The organism is Aureicoccus marinus (genome assembly GCF_002954325.1).
Taxonomy (GTDB): Bacteria; Bacteroidota; Bacteroidia; order Flavobacteriales; family Flavobacteriaceae; genus Aureicoccus; species Aureicoccus marinus.
This window is the reverse complement of record NZ_MQVX01000001.1, coordinates 2,702,388-2,722,929: the sequence shown is the minus strand read 5'-3', so window position 1 is coordinate 2,722,929 and position 20,542 is coordinate 2,702,388. Positions and strand designations below refer to the sequence as shown.

The 20,542-nt window shown below is 46.8% G+C and carries 16 protein-coding genes and 1 pseudogene; 10 read left to right on the top strand and 7 right to left on the bottom strand.

Annotation, left to right across the window (positions count from 1 at the left end):
• Positions 1–64: 64 nt before the first annotated feature.
• Positions 65–751 (bottom strand): response regulator transcription factor, encoded by a 687-nt coding sequence (locus BST99_RS12720; protein ID WP_105002527.1) that lies wholly within the window; start codon positions 749–751, stop codon positions 65–67.
• A 194-nt stretch (positions 752–945) separates the two neighbouring features.
• Here BST99_RS12720 and BST99_RS12715 point away from each other — a divergent pair, with 194 nt between their 5' ends.
• The 5 genes from BST99_RS12715 (at position 946) to BST99_RS12695 (ending at position 8,864) form a co-directional block, all read left to right on the top strand.
• The gene (locus BST99_RS12715) at positions 946–3,873 is read left to right on the top strand and encodes a TonB-dependent receptor (RefSeq protein ID WP_105002132.1); all 2,928 of its coding nucleotides are present in this window, start codon (positions 946–948) and stop codon (positions 3,871–3,873) included.
• 49 nt (positions 3,874–3,922) lie between these two features.
• Complete coding sequence (locus BST99_RS12710) at positions 3,923–6,871, top strand: beta strand repeat-containing protein (RefSeq protein ID WP_181044230.1); 2,949 nt, start codon at positions 3,923–3,925, stop codon at positions 6,869–6,871.
• A gap of 180 nt (positions 6,872–7,051) precedes the next feature.
• Positions 7,052–7,393: a T9SS type A sorting domain-containing protein gene (locus BST99_RS12705; RefSeq protein WP_105002131.1), complete on the top strand. Its 342-nt coding sequence runs from the start codon at positions 7,052–7,054 to the stop codon at positions 7,391–7,393.
• 125 nt (positions 7,394–7,518) lie between these two features.
• Positions 7,519–7,842 carry a T9SS type A sorting domain-containing protein gene (locus BST99_RS12700; protein ID WP_105002130.1) on the top strand — a complete coding sequence of 108 codons (324 nt, stop codon included), beginning with the start codon at positions 7,519–7,521 and terminating at the stop codon, positions 7,840–7,842.
• Between the two features lie 35 nt (positions 7,843–7,877).
• Positions 7,878–8,864 (top strand): LuxE/PaaK family acyltransferase, encoded by a 987-nt coding sequence (locus tag BST99_RS12695; RefSeq protein ID WP_105002129.1) that lies wholly within the window; start codon positions 7,878–7,880, stop codon positions 8,862–8,864.
• Between the two features lie 8 nt (positions 8,865–8,872).
• Here BST99_RS12695 and tyrS read toward each other — a convergent pair.
• A pseudogene (gene tyrS / locus BST99_RS12690) lies at positions 8,873–10,167 on the bottom strand (tyrosine--tRNA ligase).
• 42 nt (positions 10,168–10,209) lie between these two features.
• Between tyrS and BST99_RS12685 the strand changes: the two are divergent.
• Positions 10,210–11,223, top strand: coding sequence for an NAD-dependent epimerase/dehydratase family protein (locus BST99_RS12685; RefSeq protein ID WP_105002128.1), 1,014 nt, complete (start codon positions 10,210–10,212; stop codon positions 11,221–11,223).
• Here the strand turns inward: BST99_RS12685 and BST99_RS12680 are convergent.
• Genes BST99_RS12680 through BST99_RS12670 form a run of 3 tightly spaced genes read right to left on the bottom strand, consistent with a single transcriptional unit; the run spans position 11,220 to position 13,752 of the window.
• Complete coding sequence (locus BST99_RS12680) at positions 11,220–11,678, bottom strand: DUF4296 domain-containing protein (RefSeq protein ID WP_105002127.1); 459 nt, start codon at positions 11,676–11,678, stop codon at positions 11,220–11,222. The two genes, BST99_RS12685 and BST99_RS12680, sit on opposite strands and share 4 nt — an antisense overlap.
• A gap of 18 nt (positions 11,679–11,696) precedes the next feature.
• The gene (locus BST99_RS12675; RefSeq protein WP_105002126.1) at positions 11,697–13,022 is read right to left on the bottom strand and encodes a dihydroorotase; all 1,326 of its coding nucleotides are present in this window, start codon (positions 13,020–13,022) and stop codon (positions 11,697–11,699) included.
• Entirely contained in the window at positions 12,985–13,752 is a 768-nt protein-coding gene (locus tag BST99_RS12670) for a polyprenol monophosphomannose synthase (protein ID WP_105002125.1), read from the bottom strand. Before BST99_RS12670 ends, BST99_RS12675 begins: the two co-directional genes overlap by 38 nt.
• Before the next feature lie 81 nt (positions 13,753–13,833).
• Here BST99_RS12670 and BST99_RS12665 point away from each other — a divergent pair, with 81 nt between their 5' ends.
• Genes BST99_RS12665 through BST99_RS12655 form a run of 3 tightly spaced genes read left to right on the top strand, consistent with a single transcriptional unit; the run spans position 13,834 to position 16,947 of the window.
• Positions 13,834–15,534, top strand: a complete 1,701-nt coding sequence (locus BST99_RS12665; protein WP_105002124.1) for an ArnT family glycosyltransferase — start codon at positions 13,834–13,836, stop codon at positions 15,532–15,534.
• A gap of 7 nt (positions 15,535–15,541) precedes the next feature.
• Positions 15,542–16,198, top strand: a complete 657-nt coding sequence (locus BST99_RS12660; RefSeq protein ID WP_105002123.1) for a DUF4271 domain-containing protein — start codon at positions 15,542–15,544, stop codon at positions 16,196–16,198.
• A gap of 5 nt (positions 16,199–16,203) precedes the next feature.
• Positions 16,204–16,947 (top strand): uroporphyrinogen-III synthase, encoded by a 744-nt coding sequence (locus BST99_RS12655; RefSeq protein ID WP_105002122.1) that lies wholly within the window; start codon positions 16,204–16,206, stop codon positions 16,945–16,947.
• Between the two features lie 68 nt (positions 16,948–17,015).
• Here BST99_RS12655 and pckA read toward each other — a convergent pair whose 3' ends face one another.
• Positions 17,016–18,632: a phosphoenolpyruvate carboxykinase (ATP) gene (pckA, locus tag BST99_RS12650; protein ID WP_105002121.1), complete on the bottom strand. Its 1,617-nt coding sequence runs from the start codon at positions 18,630–18,632 to the stop codon at positions 17,016–17,018.
• A 63-nt stretch (positions 18,633–18,695) separates the two neighbouring features.
• A complete protein-coding gene (locus tag BST99_RS12645) occupies positions 18,696–19,088 on the bottom strand; it encodes a DUF423 domain-containing protein (protein WP_105002120.1) in 393 nt (130 codons plus the stop codon).
• 75 nt (positions 19,089–19,163) lie between these two features.
• On the opposite strand from BST99_RS12645, the gene BST99_RS12640 reads away from it, so the two are divergent.
• A complete protein-coding gene (locus BST99_RS12640) occupies positions 19,164–20,537 on the top strand; it encodes a saccharopine dehydrogenase family protein (protein WP_105002119.1) in 1,374 nt (457 codons plus the stop codon).
• The last annotated feature ends 5 nt before the right edge of the window (positions 20,538–20,542 follow it).

Genomic DNA, 20,542 nt, shown 5'->3' with positions numbered 1-20,542 from the left:
AGGGTGATGAAGAGCGATGAACGAATCGCAAATCGGTACGATTTTCTAATCTCTGCAGCGGCCATTAGAGCACGAACTTATACCCGACGCCCTTGACGGTTTTGAAGTGGTGATCGCCAATTTTTTCACGGAGCTTCCGGATGTGAACGTCGATGGTACGACCTCCGACAACAACCTCGTTGCCCCATACCTTGTCCAAAATCACTTCTCGTTTGAACACTTTACTGGGCTTGGAAGTAAGCAGGGCCAACAACTCAAACTCTTTGCGGGGAAGAATGATTTCGACCCCCTTATTGACAATCTTGTACTCTTCCCGGTTGATAATGATATCGCCCACCTCAACGATGTCTTCCACTTCGTTTTTGTCTTCCTTGAGGCGACGTAAAAGGGCCTTTACCTTCCCTACTAAAACCTTGGGTTTAATGGGTTTGGTAATATAATCATCGGCTCCGGCATCGAATCCGGCTAACTGGGAATAGTCTTCTCCACGAGCGGTCAAGAAAGTAATGATGGTGTTTTCTAGCCCAGGCGTAGCGCGCATCATTTCGCAGGCTTCAATCCCGTCCATTTCGGGCATCATCACATCGAGGATGATCAAATGAGGTTGCTTCTTTTTGGCTTTGGCTACCCCCTCTACTCCGTTTTTAGCGGTATAGACCTGGTACCCTTCGGACGAAAGGTTGTAGCTCACAATTTCCAAGATATCTGGTTCATCGTCGACCAGTAGGATCTTAATGTCCTTTTTATTCATGACGTATAATCGTTTACAAGCCCGAGGGCCTGCTGCCATAAAAGTAAAGATAATCAGAAGTCAGCAGCTATCCTTAACGTTGATTTAATCTTCTAACACTAAGGTAACCCTGATAAAATCCACTCTTAACATGAGAGTAACCCGGCTTTTACTTCCCCTATCGTTCTTTGCCATCGAAATTTACTTAACTTAAAATGAGAACACTTATAACCGCTCTAGCCTTTATCATTTCCTCCCTGGCTATTGCACAGGAATCCACCGGAAGCATTGCCGGAAAGATGACTGACGCTGACTTTAATGATGAACCCCTGGCCTTCGCCAACGTCCTAATTAAAGGGACTACTCAAGGGACCACTTCTGACTTTGATGGTTTGTATGAAATCTCTGGACTTGAGCCAGGCACCTATACCGTTGTCTTCAGCTACGTTGGTTACGAAACCCGTGAAGTGGTCGATGTTGTTGTGGAAGCCGGTAAAATTTCTGAAGTCAATGTGAGCATGAGTGCGTCGGCCGAACAACTAGAAGAGGTCGTTGTAACCGTCGTTCGTCGACAGGATTCTCAAGTCGCTCAATTGATTTCTCAAAAGAAAGCCGTCACCGTTGTTGAAAGTATTGGGGCACAAGAACTCGGTAAATTGGCCGTTTCGGATGCAGCCAAAGCCACCACTAAAATCTCTGGGGTTACGGCAAGTCAAGGTTCGGGAGACATCTTTGTCCGTGGGCTTGGAGACCGCTACCTGTCGACTACTTTGAACGGACTTCCTGTTCCTTCTGATGATGTAGAACGCAAAAACATCAGCCTGAATCTCTTCCCAACTAGGGTAATCCAAAATGTTAGTGTGAGTAAGACCTACTCCGCTCTTAACTCAGCGGATCAGGCGTCCGGCGTGATCAATGTTTCTTCTCGTGAACTGCAAGGAGATAACCTTTTACAGGTTAGTCTTTCTTCTGGAGTAAATACAAACGTTAGCCAAGAAGGGGTATTTGACAACTTCCGTATTTCACCCAATATCAACGATGCCACCTTGGGCTTTTACTTGCGTCCGCGCTCCATTCGCGAGCAAGTCATCAGTCAGGGTTGGAATACCCAAACCCTGGATAATCCGGTAAACTATACCGCTTCTATCGCTGCAGGAAAGAAATTCTTCGACAATAAATTAGCGGTTTTGGTTACCGCTTCTCATGGTCGTTCTAACGGTTACCAACAAGGTGTATTCCGTCAGTTCAGAGGAAATGCTTTGGAAGACACGATTACCGATGCAACCAACTACACTTCTGAAATTGTCAACTCAGCCTTAGCTGATTTGACTTGGTTTATCAACGATAAAAACAAGTTGAAATCCACCACCTTCTTCATTAACAAATACGCCGAAAACGTATTTGAAGGAGGACGCGCCGGAAACTCGACCATTTTTGAAGAAGACGATCTGAACAACGATTCGATCTCTCAGTTTATCCGCGACCAAAACGTGAAGCGTACCCAGCTTTTGGTTACCCAATTGGCCGGTACCCACAAACTGAATGATAAACACAACCTGGAATGGGCCGTTGGATACAACCTGTTGTACGCGGACGAGCCTAACCGTATTCGCAACGAGGTGAACTTCAACCCTCGCGAGCCAGAAGACCTTGCTCCAGGAGAAGTTTTTGATCCTACCAACCCGGGCGCTGAGAGTATTCAGCTAGGATTCACCGGTGGTTTTCAGCAAAGAAAATCTGCTCAGCAAATTGAAGATATCGAATACAATGGTTACATCAAGGATGTAATCAACCTGATCGACAAGGAAGAAACCGCCTTCAAAATTGAGGTTGGAGCAGCCTACCGAAATAAAGAAAGAGACTTTTACTCGGAGTTTGTCGGAGTTGAAGAGCGTAACTTCAATACCGTAACGGCAAGCAGCTTGGACGATTTGGGATCCATTTTTACAGCTTCCAACTTCAGTAATGGCCTGTTGCAATTAAATGTGCTAGGAGCTAATGCGAACGGTGACAATGCAGATATCTATTCCGGGCGCCTGGAATCGCAGGCCGCTTTCGCTGATTTCAATATCAACTTGAACAACAAGTGGAACTTCAATGCGGGCTTCCGCTACCAACGCGACCAGATCAACGTCAACTACGATGTGGGTAACTTGGCCTTGCGTGTGGGCGAAAGCAACCAGGAGTACAACAACTTCTACCCGGCGTTGAACATCAAGTACAGCTTGAACGAACAACAAGCTATCCGCTTTGCGGCTAGCCGTACCATTACTCTGCCAGAGTTCAAAGAAATTGCTCCCTTTGAATATGTATCTCCCGTAGGGCAGGTCACTCGTGGTAACCCGGATGTAGAAGCTTCAATTGATTTCAACTACGATTTGAAGTGGGAATGGTTCCCTACTCCAGGACAATTGATTTCTGTTGCTGCTTTTTACAAGGACATCAAAGACCCGATCAACCGTGTTCGTGACAGAGGATCTGCTGGTGTGTTCTCTTACTTCAACACTTCAGAAAGAGCCGAGGTGGTTGGTCTGGAACTAGAAACCAAATTGGACCTGATTAAGGCCACGACGAATGAAGAAGGAGAAGCTACAGGGAACGAACTGAGTATGGTGTTCAATGCGACACGCATGTGGACCAACCAGGACCTCATTGAGCAGCGCACGGAATCAGGTGCACTAATCCGTAGCTTCCGCTACAAGACCATTAGCAAGACCAATCTTCAGGGTGCTCCTGACTACATCATCAACAGTAGCCTGAACTTCAATACTGCGGGAGTAAACCCTTTTGGAGTTTCTCTAACGGCCAACTATGCATCTGACAAGATCTTCGCATTGGGTGTTCCCACCGATCAGATCAACCGCGACATCTTTTACGATGACGCGATCGTTGAAAAAGGATTTGTCGTACTCGACGCGACAGTAACCAAGGATTTGGGAGAGCATTGGCAAGTACGTCTTACCGGTCGAAACCTCTTAAATCCAGACATCCGTCAAACACAACTTATTCTAAGAAATATTCGGGACCTCGCTCCTCTACCAATTGACCAACGTCTAAATGCTCAACGCGTAGAAGAAGAAGTTACCGTTCGTTCCTACAACTTGGGAAGAACGATTAGCCTAGGTTTCAACTACAACTTTTAATCACCTGTTTTTTACTTAGCCTCCTTTTTTTTCATCTAAACCACTATTTATGAAATCGAATGTTTTAAAGACCTCTGCCGTCCTTCTCACCGCGCTGAGTGTACTTTTTGTTGGATGTAAGCAGGACGACGGGGATCCCGTTGACTTGTGTAGCAACGGAGTTCAAGATCCTGGAGAGCAGGGTGTGGACTGCGGCGGAACTTGTACCAACGCCTGCCCAGTCAACAACGCTCTACCAAGCTCTATCGATCAGGACACCACTCTTGATCCGAATGTAGATTACCAATTAAACGGTACCATGAGTGTTACCGCAGGAGTCACCTTAACCATCCCTGCAGGAACCACCATTACCGCCGCCACAGGAACCAACGTTTATATTGTGGTTCAACAAGGAGCGAATATTGTCATTCAGGGTACTGCCAACAACCCTGTTGTCATGACTTCAGCTGCACAAACTCCAGGAAACTGGGGAGGTCTTGTGATTGCCGGAAACGCTACCACTACGGAGGGAGTAAACGCTACTGCCGAAGTTGGAGGCATCTCTTACGGGGGAACAGAAGACACAGACAGCTCAGGTTCCATCAACTACCTTGTGATCAACTACGCTGGTGCTCAAATCAACTCTGAATCTCAGTTCAATGGTTTGACCCTATATGCTGTAGGTTCTGGAACAACCATTAGCAACGTTGCCATCATGAACGGAACGGACGATGGTGTTGAATTCTTTGGAGGAACTGTTTCTGCTACGAATTTGTACTTAGAAAATAACGAAGATGATTCGGTAGACTGGACAGAAGGATGGAACGGAACCTTGGCTAACACTTATGTTCTGCACACCATCAATGACTTCTCAACGGCTATCGAAGCGGATGGAGCTAATGGCAACCCTACTATTTCTAACTTCACTGCCATTTCTGCCGGAACTTCTTCAAAAATTGGAGGTACAGCCCTTCAGTTTAAGAAAGCTTCTGGAGCCACGATTAACGGTCTTACTTTGACCGGCTATGACACCAATGTTGAATTGGCTAACCCAGAGCAAGGATCTTTTGACAACATCATCATCGATGGTGCTTCTGCTGATCCTTCTGCAAGCTACTCTTCTTCTTCAGAAGACGGATCTGGCTTTAGCTGGGCGAGCGAGAATTCTGGATCTGTGGACATCTTGAGTGGATCACAGACTTCTGACCGTACGTTGAACGCTGGAGTTACTTACTTCCTTAATGGAACCTACAGTGTTGAAGCCGGAGCAAAACTGACTATTCCTGCAGGAACAAGGATTGTTGCCGAGTTGGAAACTGGCGAGTCTACTTCTACTTATATCGTTATTCAGAAAGGTGCTGAAATCGATGTACAGGGTTCTGCAAGTAACCCTGTTGTGATGACCTCTTCTACAGAAGCTCCTGGTAGCTGGGGTGGATTGGTTATCGCTGGAGATGCAACCACTACAGAAGGAGTGAATGCTATTGCTGAAGTAGGTCAAATTCAATACGGTGGTACGGAAGATGCCGATAGCTCTGGTAATATCGATTACCTGATCATCAACTACGCTGGTGCTCAAATCAACTCCGAGTCTCAATTCAATGGTTTGACTCTCTACGCGGTTGGTTCTGGAACAACGATCGACAACGTTGCGATCTTGAACGGTACAGATGACGGTGTGGAGTTCTTCGGTGGAACAGTTTCTGCCTCCAACTTCTACCTAGAAAACAACGAAGATGATGCCGTAGACTGGACAGAAGGTTGGAATGGAACTTTGACCAACGCTTATGTTCTACATACTGGTGCTTTCTCTACTGCTGTTGAGGCGGATGGAGCAAATGGCAACCCAACCCTTGCCAACTTTACGGCTGTATCTACTGTCGGTGGTACTGCACTTCAATTCAAGAAAGCTTCTGGTGCAACCATCACCGGTTTGTCTTTGACTGGATACGCAACTTCTGTTGAATTGGCTAACCCGGATCAGGGATCTTTCGCCAACATCCAAATCGATGGAGCTGACGCGAATCCTGCTAACTCTTACTTGGCTGATGCCACTGTGGATGTTTCTATGTTCAGCTGGGCAGATGGTTCAGAAGTTGAGACTCAAATCTTGACAGGATCTCTTTCTTCTGACTTGACCCTGGACGCAAGTATCGCTTACTTCTTGAGCAATACCTTCAGTGTTGAATCAGGAGCTACTTTGACGATCCCTGCGGGTACAACCATCACTGCTGATTTGACTGTTGGTGAATCTACTTCAACCTACATCGTCGTTCAGCAAGGTGCTGCTATCGATATCCAAGGAACAGCGAGTAGCCCTGTTACTTTGACTTCTACAACTCAAACTCCTGGAAGCTGGGGTGGATTGGTGATCGCTGGAAACGCTCCAACCACGGAAGGAGTAAATGCAATCGCTGAAGTAGGTCAAATCCAATACGGAGGAGACAACGCAGAAGACAGCTCTGGAAACATCGATTACTTGATCATCAACTACGCTGGTGCTCAGATCAACTCGGAGTCTCAGTTCAACGGTCTTTCTCTTTACGCTGTTGGTTCTGGTACGACTATCGATAACGTGGCTATCTTGAATGGAACAGACGATGGTGTGGAGTTCTTCGGTGGAACGGTTTCTGCTTCTAACTTCTACCTAGAAAACAACGAAGATGATGCTGTTGACTGGACAGAAGGATGGAACGGTACTTTGACCAATACCTATGTTGTTCACGATGTAGCTTTCTCCACGGCTGTTGAGGCGGATGGAGCAAATGGCAACCCAACCCTTGCCAACTTTACCGCTGTTTCTTCTGTAAACGGTACAGCGCTTCAGTTCAAAAAAGCTTCTGGTGCTACTATCACTGGACTTTCTTTGAGCGGATACGCTACTTCTGTTGAATTGGCTAACCCAGATCAGGGATCCTTCGCCAATATTCAGATCGAAGGAGCTGATGCTGACCCACAAAATGCATACAACGCAGCTGCTACTGTAGACATCTCTACATTCAGCTGGGCAACGAACTAAGAGCGTTTAGTTTATCAATTCAAGGAACCCCGGTCATCTGGCCGGGGTTTTTGTTTTTTGTTAAAATTTGGGTCAAATCCTTGCGGTTCATCGAAAAACCGCCCGAAAGCCCTAACCAGCTTATAATCAATTCGTAAAAAAATTTATATTTGTGGCACACTCTTTGTCACCCAATCTTATATGAAGAAACTCTACCTCGTACTTTTATTGGCTTGTTTTTCTACGCTGACTTATGCGCAGAATAGCTCTATTGCCATGAACAGCAGTCGAGGGAAGGCTTCTACGGAAGAGATTCAAGACTTCAAACTCTTTCCTAACCCCGTGACAGACGGCAGAATCACCATCGAAACCCGAAACAACGCTCCCAAGAACATCTTGATTTTTGACGTTTTCGGGACCCAAGTGATGCAACAGAAACTGGTGGGTCGTGAGCTCAACCTCAGCCGTCTGGATAAAGGGGTGTACATCTTGCGTGTCTTCGAGAACAACAAAACGGCTACGCGCAAGCTGATCATCCGCTAATTTTCCCCTTTTAGGACACCACACCTTTTAAGCTATACACAGCGTCTTTTGAGCCCCTCACAACAATAAATAGGTCAAGGCCTGAAGTCTTTCTACTTTTAGTTTGCTTACCCAAATCAGACTGAATGAGAAAATTATTCTTCCTTATTATTATGGCCTTACCTCTACTGACCCATGGGCAAGAAATCGCAAGTGCCGATCGCCCGATCAAGACCTCACCCAAGACTTTTAAAATGTATCCAAATCCCGCTTACGGGAATCAGGTGACCATTCGAACGTCTATCGTTGGAACGAAAGAAGTGAAGGTATTTGATGTCTTTGGCGAGATGGTGATGGCAGAAAACCTGCAAGGTCATACCCTGAACATTTCGAAACTACTTCCTGGAGTGTACGTTTTACAAGTCAAAGAAAACGACACCACCATGACCCGCAAGCTGGTTGTGAAGTAAGTATTACCCGAAAAGCTTTTCCGTAATTTTGAGGAGTGGAAGCCCTATCTCCCTCCCAAGTATTTGGTATTCGAACCGAGGCCGATTTTTGGTCAGCTGTACGGCGTACCGTTGCATTCCAATACCACAACAATCCGGTTTATCGCGAATACTGTGTGCATTTGGGCTTTGACCCGAATCTGGCTTTTGACCTGAACGATATTCCCTTTTTACCGATTGACTTTTTCAAATCCCGAGAGGTAAGCAGTCACCCGGGCCCTTACGAGCTTGAATTCCGCAGCAGTGGTACCACGGCGCAGCAGCGCAGTATACATCGCGTTGCCCAAGCCCCGTACTACCAACAAAGTTTTATCAAAGCATTTGAGCTCTTTTACGGGGACCCCAAAGAGCATTGTATTCTTGCCCTCCTGCCGAATTACCTGGAGCAGCAGCATTCGTCTCTGGTCTATATGGTGGATCAGTTGTTGGACCTTTCCCAAAACCCCTTGGGCGGGTTCTTTCTGAGTGATTACAAGGAACTCTTAAACCGCATTGAGCAAGCCCAAACAAGTGAAACCCTAGTGCTCTTATTGGGGGTTTCTTATGCGCTACTGGACCTGGCCGAACAGTACCATCCGGACCTCTCCGGAGTCACGGTCATGGAAACCGGGGGGATGAAAGGCCGACGAAAAGAAATGATCCGCAAAGAACTGCATGGAGAACTTCAGGAGGCGTTCAATTTGGAGGCTATCCACTCTGAATACGGAATGACTGAGCTGCTTTCTCAGAGCTACAGCTTGGGCAATGGACTATTCAATAGTCCTCCCTGGAAAAAAATACTCATTCGGGATGCCGAGGATCCTCTCAGCTTAGCAACTGAAGGCAAAAGTGGAGGGATCAACGTCATCGATCTAGCCAATCAACATTCCTGCAGCTTTATCGCTACTCAGGATTTAGGCCGATGGCACACCAATGGCTTTGAAGTGCTGGGTCGATTTGACCATGCAGAAATAAGGGGCTGCAACCTGATGGTCGCTGACTAATCAGCGTCTTATTCGACGATCAAGACGTAGTAATTCTTCTTTCCGCGTTGTAGCAAAACATACTTGTCTGCGATCAAATCTTCCGCGCTGATAGAGTAATCCTCTTTTACTTTGGTTTTATTGACCGAAATAGAATTCTGCTTGAGTTCTCGTCGGGCCTCCCCATTGGAAGCCAAAAAACCGGTTTCTGCAGCCAAAGCGGCTATCATATCGAGTCCAGTATTCAGCTTTTCCCGTGAGATCACCGCCTGGGGCACTCCTTCAAAAACATCCAGGAAGGTCTCGGTGTCGAGCGCCTTGAGACTTTCGGAAGTCGACTTTCCGAAGAGAATCTGACTCGCCTGCTGGGCATTTTCCAACTCTTGTTTTCCGTGTACCATTAGGGTGACTTCTTCCGCCAATCGCTTTTGCAAGGCGCGCTGGTGAGGAGCTTCCTGGTGAGCTTTTATTAGGTCTTCAATCTCCGTTTTACCCAAGAGAGTAAATATTTTGATGTAGCGTTCCGCATCGACATCCGAGGTGTTGAGCCAGTACTGGTAGAAACGGTATGGCGAAGTGCGCTTAGCATCCAGCCAGATATTTCCGCTTTCGGTTTTTCCGAATTTGCTGCCATCGGCTTTGGTGATCAGCGGACAGGTGAGAGCAAATCCCTTCCCGCCTCCGATGCGGCGAATCAGTTCAGTTCCCGTGGTGATGTTTCCCCACTGATCGCTGCCCCCCATTTGAAGGGTGCAATCCAATTCCCGAAAGAGGTGCAAAAAGTCGTAGCCCTGGACCAGTTGGTAGGTAAACTCCGTGAAGGACATTCCTTCCTGGGCTTCGGCGCTCAAGCGTTTTTTAACCGAGTCCTTGGACATCATATAATTCACCGTAATGTGCTTGCCCACATCGCGGATAAAGGCCAAAAAGCTGAAGTCCTTCATCCAGTCGTAGTTGTTCACCAATTGGGCGGCATTTGGAACATCGCTGTCAAAATCCAAAAAGAGCGAAAGCTGTTTTTTAGGGCGTCTTCGTTATGGCGCAAAGTAGCCTCATCCAAAAGGTTGCGTTCTGCAGACTTACCCGAAGGATCTCCGATCATACCCGTAGCTCCACCGACCAGGGCTACAGGACGGTGTCCAGCTTCCTGAAAATGGCGTAGCATCATGATACTGACCAGGTGACCGATGTGCAGGGAATCAGCCGTGGGATCAATACCGACATAGGCCGAGCGCATTTCTTCGAGCAAGTGCTCTTCTGTACCCGGCATACTATCGTGGATCATGCCTCTCCACTTCAATTCTTCTACAAAGTTTGCTTTCATTTTTCCAGCCTTTTGGATCGCAAATATAAATTACATTTGCGTATGGTTTTGGTTACCGGAGGAACAGGTTTATTGGGCTCTCATCTTCTCTTCTATTTGAGCCAGCAAACAACACCGCTAAGGGCCCTTTTTCGCCGCCCGGAGCGCCTCCAAAAAACAAAGGAACTCTTTCGCTTATTGGGTGATTCTGAGGGGGATCAGTTCAGTAAAATCGAATGGGTACAGTCCGACCTGCTGGATATTCCTGCTCTGGAAGAAGCCCTAGCCAGTATTGAACAGGTTTACCACTGTGCAGGCATGGTTTCTTTTGATCCCGCCGATCGAAAGGCCCTTTACCGCAACAATGTGCGCAGCACCTCCCGCCTGATTGACGTCTGCCTAATGAAGGGGGTCAAGCGATTGCTTTTTGTCAGTTCCATTGCCGCTACCGGTAAAGAAGCAGATGGCGGCACCGTCAATGAAGAAAGTCCATGGAATCCCACCGAGAGTTATGCCTATGGACAAAGCAAATGGGAAGCCGAATTGGAGGTCTGGCGTGGGCAGCAAGAAGGACTAGAAACCGTCGTGGTCAATCCAGGGGTCATTCTGGGCACCGGTTTCTGGGGCCAAGGCAGTGATTTATTGATTTCTCGTATTTACAAAGGCCTCAAAATATACCCTCCCGGACAAGCGACTTTTATCAGTGTCGACAATACGGTTGCTGCTATGATGGCCCTGATGCAGTCCAAAGTCCAATCGCGCCGGTTCATCCTCTTTCAGGAACAGTGGAATTTTAAACAGCTCTTTCGGCATATCGCTAAAGGCCTTAACAAAAACCCGTCCTTTGTACAAATACCACTCTGGAGCCTGGGGATTTTGTCCTTCTTAGACCGACTGAAAGCTTTCTTTTTTAAGAGCACGAGGCAGCTACCTCCAGAAGTTCTTAAAAGTTTGCAGGTACCAACGACCTACAGCAATGAGGCCCTTAAAGAAGTGGTGGACGTGGAATTCATTCCGCTCGAAGAGGAGATTATGAAAAACACAGGGCTTTACCGGCAGTACAAGAAAAGACCCTAGGATTTTTGGCGAACAGACTGAGGGACACCATTGGCCTTCATAATGGAATCCAAGCGGGGTTTCTTCTTTTGTTCCTCCATGGTTTTTTCGTTTCGCAAACGGCGGATTTCCTCCAGCTTTTCCGACTCTAGAGTTATGCGCTTTTGCACACTGTCGTACATGCCTTTGTATTGAATTGGAAGGGAAGCGTAGTAGGCATCACTGTCTGCCAGACGGGTGCTGTCGATCTCGTAGCGAGCATAGATGATTTGCATGATCTCCTTGTCCCATTGAGCCAGGGTGCCGGGACTGGTGGTTTGCACCGCATTGAGAACCGACAAATCGTACATGATGTCAATCATGGTATTCGGCTCAATGAGGTTCTCTGGTTCTTCGAGTACCTTTTCGGCACAAGCGATCAAGAGGCAACAACTCAGCCCCAAAAAGTAAAATCCAATGCGCTTGCTCTGCATCATGGTGTAAAGGTACTATTCCTATCGGTTGTAGGTAACCCGCATTCCCGTTCCCGGAGCGATGAATTCTCCTTGATCATAGGCGCATACGCCATTGAGCCAGGTTCTTTTGACCTTAGACCCAAAGGTGGTGCCTTCAAATGGGGACCAACCGCACTGGTACAAGACATTTTCTTTTTCTACCGTCCAAGACGTGGTGGGATCGACCTCCACCAGGTCGCCGTAGTAGCCCTCGCGGATATAGCCTCGGCGGTCGATTTCGAAACGGATGGCCGGATTGTGGGCCATTTTTTCGACCCATTTCGCAATCGGAATATCGTTCTTCATTTCCCAAAGAGCGGGTAATGCGTGCTGAACCAAAGGCCCACCAGAAGGTGCGGAAGTATAAGGGTTCTGCTTTTCTTCCCAGGTATGGGGCGCGTGATCAGTGGCAATAATATCGATGCGATCCTCCATGACGGCCTGTCGTAGACTCATGCGATCCGAGGCCTGCTTTACCGCTGGATTCCATTTGATCAGACTGCCTTTGGAAGCATAATCTTCATCGCTAAACCACAAGTGGTGAATACACACCTCAGCAGTAATCTGTTTGTTCTCCAGAGGGCCCGCATCAAAAAGGGGGACTTCCCTGCCTGTAGACAAATGAAAAACATGCAAGCGTGCACCGGTTTTACGAGCCAATTCAACCGCCCGAGAAGACGAGAGGTAGCAGGCTTCCTCACTTCTGATAATAGGGTGCATCTCCATCGGAATATCATCTCCGTACTTTTCTTTGGCCAGGGCCAGGTTGTGTCGGATGGTCCTTTCGTCCTCGCAGTGGACCGCGATGACCAATGGGGTATTCGAAAAAATTCGCTCGATGACCTCTTCGTTGTCGACGAGCATGTTCCCCGTAGAGGATCCCAGGAAGAGTTTGATCCCTGCACACTGGTTTGGATCGACGGACTTAATGACTTCCAGGTTATCGTTGGTTCCCCCTAAGAAGAAGGAGTAATTCGTATAGGAGGTCTCTTTTGCCCGTGCATATTTGTCTTCTAAAGCCTCCAGGGTAACAGTCTGAGGATTGGTATTGGGCTGCTCCATGAAGGTGGTTATCCCTCCAGCCAGAGCGGCTTTACTCCCACTGGCTATGGTTCCTTTATGGGTGAGACCCGGCTCGCGAAAATGCACCTGATCATCAATCAATCCCGGCAAGAGGTAGTTCCCTTGGAGATCGTGGACTTGGGCTTCTGGGTGAGAAATATTGGAATCTATACACTCAATAAAAGGGGGAGAGAGCAAGACATCTGCCTCTTTTTCTACTCCCTCATTAACGAGTCGACAGTTTTTTAGTAGGGTTTGGGCCATTCTGAAATTTTTTGCGGTTAAAGAGGCTTTTCAGTCTCATTTTAATTACTCCTGTGATGCCCTCAATAATAATCGCTCTGTTCATTTTGGACTTTCCGTTGATGCGGTCTGTGAAAATGATCGAGATTTCTTTTAGTTCGAATTTACTCAGGTACGCCCGGTATTTCATTTCGATTTGAAAAGCATAACCGATAAAGCGGACGGCATCGAGATTAATGCCTTCCAAGACTTGGCGTTGGTAACACACAAAGCCTGAGGTCGGGTCGTTGATCGGCATACCAGTCAAAAAGCGCACATAAAAAGAGGCACCGTAAGAAAGAATAATGCGCGAAAGGGGCCAGTTCACCACATTGACACCTTTTTTATAACGGGATCCAATGGCCAGATCTGCTCCGTTCAAACATGCCCGGTGCAAGCGCAAGAGATCACTGGGCTTATGAGAAAAGTCTGCATCCATCTCAAAGATATGCTCGTACTCTTTTTGAAGTGCCCATTTAAACCCATGAATGTAGGCGGTTCCCAAGCCTGCCTTGCCTTGACGGACTTCCAAAAAGAGTTGATCCGCAAATTCCTCCTGCAGCTCACGCACATTTTCGGCGGTACCATCCGGGGAATTGTCATCGACAATAAGAATGTGAAAGGGCTTCTTTAAATCGAATACCGTACGGATGATCGCCTCGATATTTTCGATCTCATTGTAGGTGGGAATGATAACAAGGCAATTACTCAAGGTAAGAAGCTTTTAGCGTCAAAATTACAATTTTATGGTGGCCTGTACAGTTACTAAATTTGAAACCTGTAATTTCCTTGCATGGCCGTACGTATTCCCTCCTCTATGCGGGTCTTTTTGCTCGTTTTTCTCGGATTGAATTTACTGCAAAGCGCAAACACGCCTTTGCTGTATGACGAGGCCTATTTTTGGTATTACGCCCAACAACCCGCCCTGGGGTATTTTGAATACCCGCCGATGATTTCTTGGTTGATTGGGATCGGCCTACAATTTCATGGTGGAGAGTCCGGGGTACGACTACTCCCCATCCTTTTAGGAGCTGGAACTGCTCTGTTTCTTTGGCTTTGTCAGGATAATCCACGCAAGGATGCACGCTTGTTTGCTTTGGTCTTTTGCGCTTTTCCTCTTTTGCATCTCTACAGCTTTATCAGCTTACCCAATTCGGTATTACTCTTTTTTACGGCGCTCAGTTTATGGGCCTTTCGGGTATTTGTCAACGCGCCCTCTCGCCGCAGATCCCTGTTTTTAGGGGTGTCCTTAGCCGGTTTACTTTACAGCGAATACCTGGGAATATTCGTTTTGCTGGTGATGAGTTTTGCTCAACGCGGCCTGATTAAAAATCGCCTGTATCTGCAAGCGCTTGGACTTTGTCTTTTACTCTACAGTCCACACCTGATCTGGCTGGGGCTAAACGACTGGGTGAGTTTGCGCTACACCTTTTTTGAACGGCCCTTGCCCGAAAGAGAACCTCTTGCCTTTACCTCCGGCACCCTGCTAAAACTCACCTTGGTCCTGGGTGTTATGACCCCCTTTGTCTATAAGGGTCTTTTAAATTGGAAAAAAGAGAATTTGGTAGATCGGGTATCCTTTTTACTGGCCTGTAGTCTATTAGTCTTCTACTTTTTATCCAGTTTCCAACGCCCGGTCAGTTTGCAGCTCTTGGCCTTGTTCAGTTTACCAGCCTTTTTATTGAGCCTTTCTTTTCTTTACGAGCGCGAAAACTGGCAAAAGTGGCTGTGGCCTCTCGCTGGTGTTCAAGTGGCCATCCTTTTTTACTTTCGACTTTCATTGATTTTTCCGGGAATGGCACTTTATCCTCATCCCGCCCACGACATCCCGGAATGGACGACCCAATTGGAACAGAGAAGTGATTCCTTGCCTGTTGTTTTTGAAAACAACCCCCAAAAGGCAGCGCTGTTTTCTTTTTACACCGGTCGTCCAACCTATTCGTTCAACACCTTTAGTTTTCGAAAAAACCAGTACAATCTGGACACGTTAACCGAAAATAAATTGCGCTTTCAGAAGGTGGCTTACCTCAGTGAGCAAGATCCACAAGCCGAACATTTATCTTCGATCGACAGTCTGTTACCAGCCCTTCCAGTCCAATTTCCCTTTTATTCCTATCGTAACTTAGAGGCCTGGCTCGATTCCGATAAAATTGAATCCCGGACGATCAGCACCCGCAAACTACGGGTTTACAACCCTTACCAAGATTCCATTCCGATAGGCCAACTCAAGGTGCGTGTTGCCTTTCGGGACGCTAACCGAGGCATTTTAGAAAGTTACCCTGCACCCTTTTTGGTTAAAACAGACGAGCACGATTTGGAAGGTCCTATGGACCAGGTTTACTTAAAAAGTACGGATACTACAGAATTCCGAATAACTTTGCCTTTGGATGCTCCTGAGGAAGCTCGCTATTTGCAAATTGCTTTATCAGAATACGGACAGCTCCCGGGCTTGAACAGCCGTATCATCCGATTAAAACTGGAAGAAAAAGAATAGAGACTGTATGGAACTGGAATACCGACCAATAGAAAGCCTTGATTGGATTACTTTTTTGATTCTTTTCAGTCTGATGGTTTTGGCTTCGGGTAAGTACTACCACCCGTCCCGTTTCATGAATTTTATCAGCCTCCCGCTGAACGACAAATACGTCTCCCTTTACGAAAGAGGCACCTTATTCTTTAACGGCTTTCACCTTTCCATCACGGTATTTCAAGTTGTGAACTACGCCTTGTTCATTTACCTGACCAAAGAAATGCTCTGGGACCAAAGTGGGGTCGTGAGTCAATATGGTTTTTATCCGGTTTTGGGAGGGCTGCTTCTCTTCTTAGTGGCCAAGACAGCACTGCAGCTTGGTCAAGGCTATATTTTTCAATTGGAGTCTCTGGTGGGGGATCTTATTTTTTACAAAAGTTCCTACTTCAATTATTCCAGCTTGGTGGTCTTTCTGGTCAATATTAGCCTGGTCTATATCTGGCCGCAATCCACACTTCTTCTGTACATCGCCCTTGGTCTTATTCTGGTGATCAATTCAGTAGGCCTTCTTTCGGTAATTAAGCAACATCAAAATTTGATTCAGGCTAACCTAATCTATTTTATTTTGTACCTTTGCACCCTTGAAATAGCGCCTTTAGTGCTCTTTGGAAGCTACTTAAAAGTCTGACGCTCATGAAAGTAAAAACAATTTTGGTTTCTCAACCGGAACCCAAAATGGAAAACTCTCCTTATTCGAAATTGATCGAAAAGGAGAAAGTGAAGGTAGATTTTCGCCCTTTTATTCACGTAGAAGGAGTGGACGCCAAATTGGTACGTCAACAAAAAATTGACCTTAACCAATTCACAGCCATTATCTTAACGAGCCGCAACGCTGTAGATCATTTTTTCCGTATCGCGGAGGAGATGCGCTTCAAGGTTCCGGACACCATGAAATATTTCTGCCAATCGGAAGCGGTTGCCTATTATCTGCAGAAGTACGTGGTTTACCGCAAGCGGAAGATTTATGTTGGTAAGCGTAACTTTGCCGACTTGAGTCCTATGTTCAAGAAGTACAAAGACGAGACCTTTCTCTTGCCTTCTTCTGACAGCCTTAAGGACGAAATCCCACGTGTTTTGGACGGACTGAAAGTCGACTGGACTCGCGGTATTTTCTACAAAACAGTCATCTCTGACCTTTCTGACCTCAGAGATGTTTACTACGATGTATTGGTTTTCTTCAGCCCCTCGGGAATCGAGTCTCTGTTGAAGAACTTTCCGGATTTTGAGCAAAACGATACCCGTATTGCGGTATTTGGTAACAGTACCATTCAGGCTGCTACCGGAGCTGGGCTGCGTATCGATATCAAAGCGCCGACGCCAGAGACACCCTCGATGACCATGGCCCTTCAGAAATACATTACAGAAGCCAATAAATAATGGACTTCTCAAAGCATTAAAAAAGGCCGGAACAGATGTTCCGGCCTTTTTGTTTGAGTTAGTTACACTCAGAATGCATAACGCTGAGGTCCACCACGGCGGATCTCTTCGTTCGCATAGCTTTCGAATTTCTTGAAGTTCTCTCTAAAGGCATTGGACAATTTAAAAGCCATATTGTAATACGCTTCGTCATCGTTCCAAGTCGCCCTTGGACTTAACAATTCCGTTGGAACACCAGGACACTCTCTAGGTTGGGCTACGCCAAATACCGAGTGAATGTGATAGGTATCGTAGGAGTACAAGCCCAGCTCTCCTGAAAGAGCTGCGCGAATCATCGCACGGGTATACTCCAATTTCATGCGGCTTCCTACGCCGTAAGGTCCTCCGGTCCAACCGGTATTCACCAACCAGACATCAACTCCTGATTCCGTCATTTTATTACTCAACATCTCGGCGTACTCCGTCGGGTGTAGAGGCATAAAGGGGGCTCCAAAACAAGCGGAAAAAGAAGGTACAGGCTCTACTACACCTGCTTCTGTTCCGGCCACCTTAGCGGTATAACCCGAAATAAAGTGGTAAGCAGCTTGAGAAGGGGTCAACTTAGAAATTGGAGGCAGTACACCAAAAGCGTCGGCCGTCAAAAAGAAAATATTCTTGACATTTTTCCCTACAGAAGGTGTTTGAATATTTTGAATGTGGTGGATAGGATAACTCACCCGTGTATTCTGGGTAATGCTGGAGTCCGTAAAGTCCACTTTGCCATTGGCATCCATGGCAATGTTCTCGAGGATGGCTCCAGGCTTGATAGCGCCATAAATATCCGGTTCTTTTTCAGCCGAAAGGTTGATCACCTTCGCGTAACATCCCCCTTCAAAATTGAAGACGGTGTTGTCTGGAGTCCAGCCGTGCTCGTCATCTCCAATGAGCTTGCGCTCTGGATCTGTTGAGAGTGTAGTCTTTCCTGTTCCCGACAAACCGAAGAACAAGGCCGTATCTCCTTCTTCACCCATATTGGCAGAGCAGTGCATGGGCAGAACTTCGCGTTCAACAGGCAACAAAAAGTTCAGGGCCGAGAAAATTCCTTTCTTAATTTCACCGGTGTAACCCGTTCCGCCTACCAAGGCGATCTTTCGGCTAAAATTTAAAATAGCAAAGTTGTGCTGGCGTGTTCCGTCCCGTTCAGGGTCCGCCATAAAACCAGGCGCATTGATCACCGTCCATTCTGCATTAAAGCTGTCTAGCTCCGCCTCCGTAGGGCGTATAAACATATTGTAGACAAACTGGTTTGACCAGGGGTATTCGTTAATGGCACGAACAGGAAGTCGGTAATTATCGTCTGCACAGGCAAAGCAGTCTCTTACGTAGAGTTCTTTTTTGTTCAAGTAGTCAATGACCCTTTCCATAAGGGCATCAAATTTGGCAGGCTCGAAAGGTATGTTGATGTCTCCCCACCACACCTTGTCCTGGGTGATTTCATCGCGAACGATGAACCGGTCTTTTGGCGAACGGCCGGTAAATTCTCCAGTGTTTACCGCCAAAGCCCCCATATCGGAGGTTCGCCCCATCTCAAGATCAACGGCAGTTTGGTGCAAACGCTCCGGTTCCCACTGATAATTGATGTTTTGATGTTTGATGCCGTACTCGGCCAGCGAAATCGTTTTCGTAACTGGGTCGTAATGACTCATAACTTGACTTTTAATTTGGTGCAAAACTAAAAAAATATAACCCGGGAGCCTTATTTATATTGCCTAAGAGTGTGACTTTGATGCGAAATAACGAAAAGCTAACACAAACCAGGCGATAATGAGGAGTAAACCACCGATGGGCGTTATCCATCCAACAGCAGAAATGTCAATTCCAGTTACTGCTTTGGTCGACAATAAATAAATGGAACCCGAAAAAAGCAGGAGGCCAACCAGTACTAAGTGATAGATCAGAGATTTGGTCTTTTCACTGAGTCCAGGAAGCAAGTAAACCACAAACAAAAAGAAAACGTGATAGAACTGGTAGCGTATGCCGGTCTGAAAGCTGTTCAACTGCTCTGGTTCTAAACTCTCTTTTAAACCATGGCTGGCAAAAGCCCCTAAAACCACTGCCGCTGCGCCCAAAAGGGCAATCACGCCCAATGCTGTTTTTTTCATTCTCGTCGATTTCTTTTCGGCCTTTGTTCAACAAATTGATACATTCGTAGCCGAACGCAAAAGTACAACAGGCCCATGCCGCAAACAATTCTTTTGGTCGGTGCCGGTAAATCAACCGCCTATCTACTTCAATACCTGCTCAAGCGAGGTGCGGCAGGAGAAATTCGTCTAATCGTGGCGGATCAAACTGCCAGTCAACTCCCGATCACTTCAGACCAGCGGGCCTATTGCGACTGTGTTGATTTGGATATTTTTCAAACAGAAGACCGACAAAAACTCATTCAAAAGGCAACAGTAGTTGTTTCGATGTTGCCTGCTCGTATGCACATCCTCGTGGCTCAGGACTGCCTCCACTATGGGAAGCACTTGGTTACCGCTTCCTATGTATCCAAAGAATTGCGCGAACTCGACCAAGAGGTAAAAAAGAAAGGCCTTGTTTTTATGAACGAGGTGGGACTAGACCCGGGCATTGATCATATGAGTGCTATGCAGGTCATCGACCGCATTCGTTCTCAAGGAGGAAAAATGCTGCTCTTCGAGTCCTTTACAGGAGGTCTCGTAGCGCCGATTAATGACAACAATCTGTGGCATTATAAGTTCAGCTGGAATCCCCGCAATGTCGTTGTGGCTGGTCAAGGTGGAGCTGCTAAATTCCTTCAGGAGGGTACCTATAAATACATCCCTTACCACAAGCTTTTTCGGCGTACGGAATTTCTTGAAATTGACGGCTATGGTCGTTTTGAAGTCTATGCCAATCGGGACTCTTTGTCGTATCAGGAAGCCTATGGTCTCCGGGATGTACTGACCCTTTTCCGCGGTACCATGCGCCGGGTTGGCTTTTCTAAAGCCTGGAATATTTTCATTCAACTCGGAATGACCGACGACAGCTACCAGATCGAAAACTCAGAAGGGATGACCTACAGAGACTACGTGAATTTGTTTCTGCCCTACTCACCCACTGATTCTGTGGAACTCAAGTTACGGCACTACCTCAAGATTGATCAGGACGACATTCTCTGGGATAAACTTTTGGAGCTCGACCTCTTCAGCATCCAAAAGACCGTCCGTCGGGCTAACTGCACCCCGGCTCAAGCTCTACAGGAGATTTTAGAACGGTCCTGGACTTTGGAACCGGACGAAAAAGACATGATTGCCATGTACCACAAATTTGGCTTTGAGCTCAATGGAGAAAAAAGACAAATCGATGCGCATATGGTGGTGCTTGGGAAAGACCAGCGCTACACGGCAATGGCCAAAACAGTGGGCCTCCCTGCGGCAATGGTAGCCATGCATATCCTGGAAGGTCGCATCAAAACCCCTGGGGTTCAAATTCCTTTGGCTCAAGAAGTATACGACCCGGTTTTAACCGAACTCGCCGACCACGGTATTGTTTTTACCGAAAAAGAAGTCCCCTATTTGGGTTACAACCTTGAAGGTGTCGGTATTTAAGTATA

Excerpts from the sequence above, each read along its gene's own strand:
- BST99_RS12720 (WP_105002527.1), bottom strand. The coding sequence starts at position 751 with ATGAATAAAAAGGACATTAAGATCCTACTGGTCGACGATGAACCAGAT.
- BST99_RS12715 (WP_105002132.1), top strand. The coding sequence starts at position 946 with ATGAGAACACTTATAACCGCTCTAGCCTTTATCATTTCCTCCCTGGCT.
- BST99_RS12710 (WP_181044230.1), top strand. The coding sequence starts at position 3,923 with ATGAAATCGAATGTTTTAAAGACCTCTGCCGTCCTTCTCACCGCGCTG.
- BST99_RS12705 (WP_105002131.1), top strand. The coding sequence starts at position 7,052 with ATGAAGAAACTCTACCTCGTACTTTTATTGGCTTGTTTTTCTACGCTG.
- BST99_RS12700 (WP_105002130.1), top strand. The coding sequence starts at position 7,519 with ATGAGAAAATTATTCTTCCTTATTATTATGGCCTTACCTCTACTGACC.
- BST99_RS12685 (WP_105002128.1), top strand. The coding sequence starts at position 10,210 with ATGGTTTTGGTTACCGGAGGAACAGGTTTATTGGGCTCTCATCTTCTC.
- BST99_RS12680 (WP_105002127.1), bottom strand. The coding sequence starts at position 11,678 with ATGATGCAGAGCAAGCGCATTGGATTTTACTTTTTGGGGCTGAGTTGT.
- BST99_RS12675 (WP_105002126.1), bottom strand. The coding sequence starts at position 13,022 with ATGGCCCAAACCCTACTAAAAAACTGTCGACTCGTTAATGAGGGAGTA.
- BST99_RS12665 (WP_105002124.1), top strand. The coding sequence starts at position 13,834 with ATGGCCGTACGTATTCCCTCCTCTATGCGGGTCTTTTTGCTCGTTTTT.
- BST99_RS12660 (WP_105002123.1), top strand. The coding sequence starts at position 15,542 with ATGGAACTGGAATACCGACCAATAGAAAGCCTTGATTGGATTACTTTT.
- BST99_RS12655 (WP_105002122.1), top strand. The coding sequence starts at position 16,204 with ATGAAAGTAAAAACAATTTTGGTTTCTCAACCGGAACCCAAAATGGAA.
- pckA (WP_105002121.1), bottom strand. The coding sequence starts at position 18,632 with ATGAGTCATTACGACCCAGTTACGAAAACGATTTCGCTGGCCGAGTAC.
- BST99_RS12645 (WP_105002120.1), bottom strand. The coding sequence starts at position 19,088 with ATGAAAAAAACAGCATTGGGCGTGATTGCCCTTTTGGGCGCAGCGGCA.
- BST99_RS12640 (WP_105002119.1), top strand. The coding sequence starts at position 19,164 with ATGCCGCAAACAATTCTTTTGGTCGGTGCCGGTAAATCAACCGCCTAT.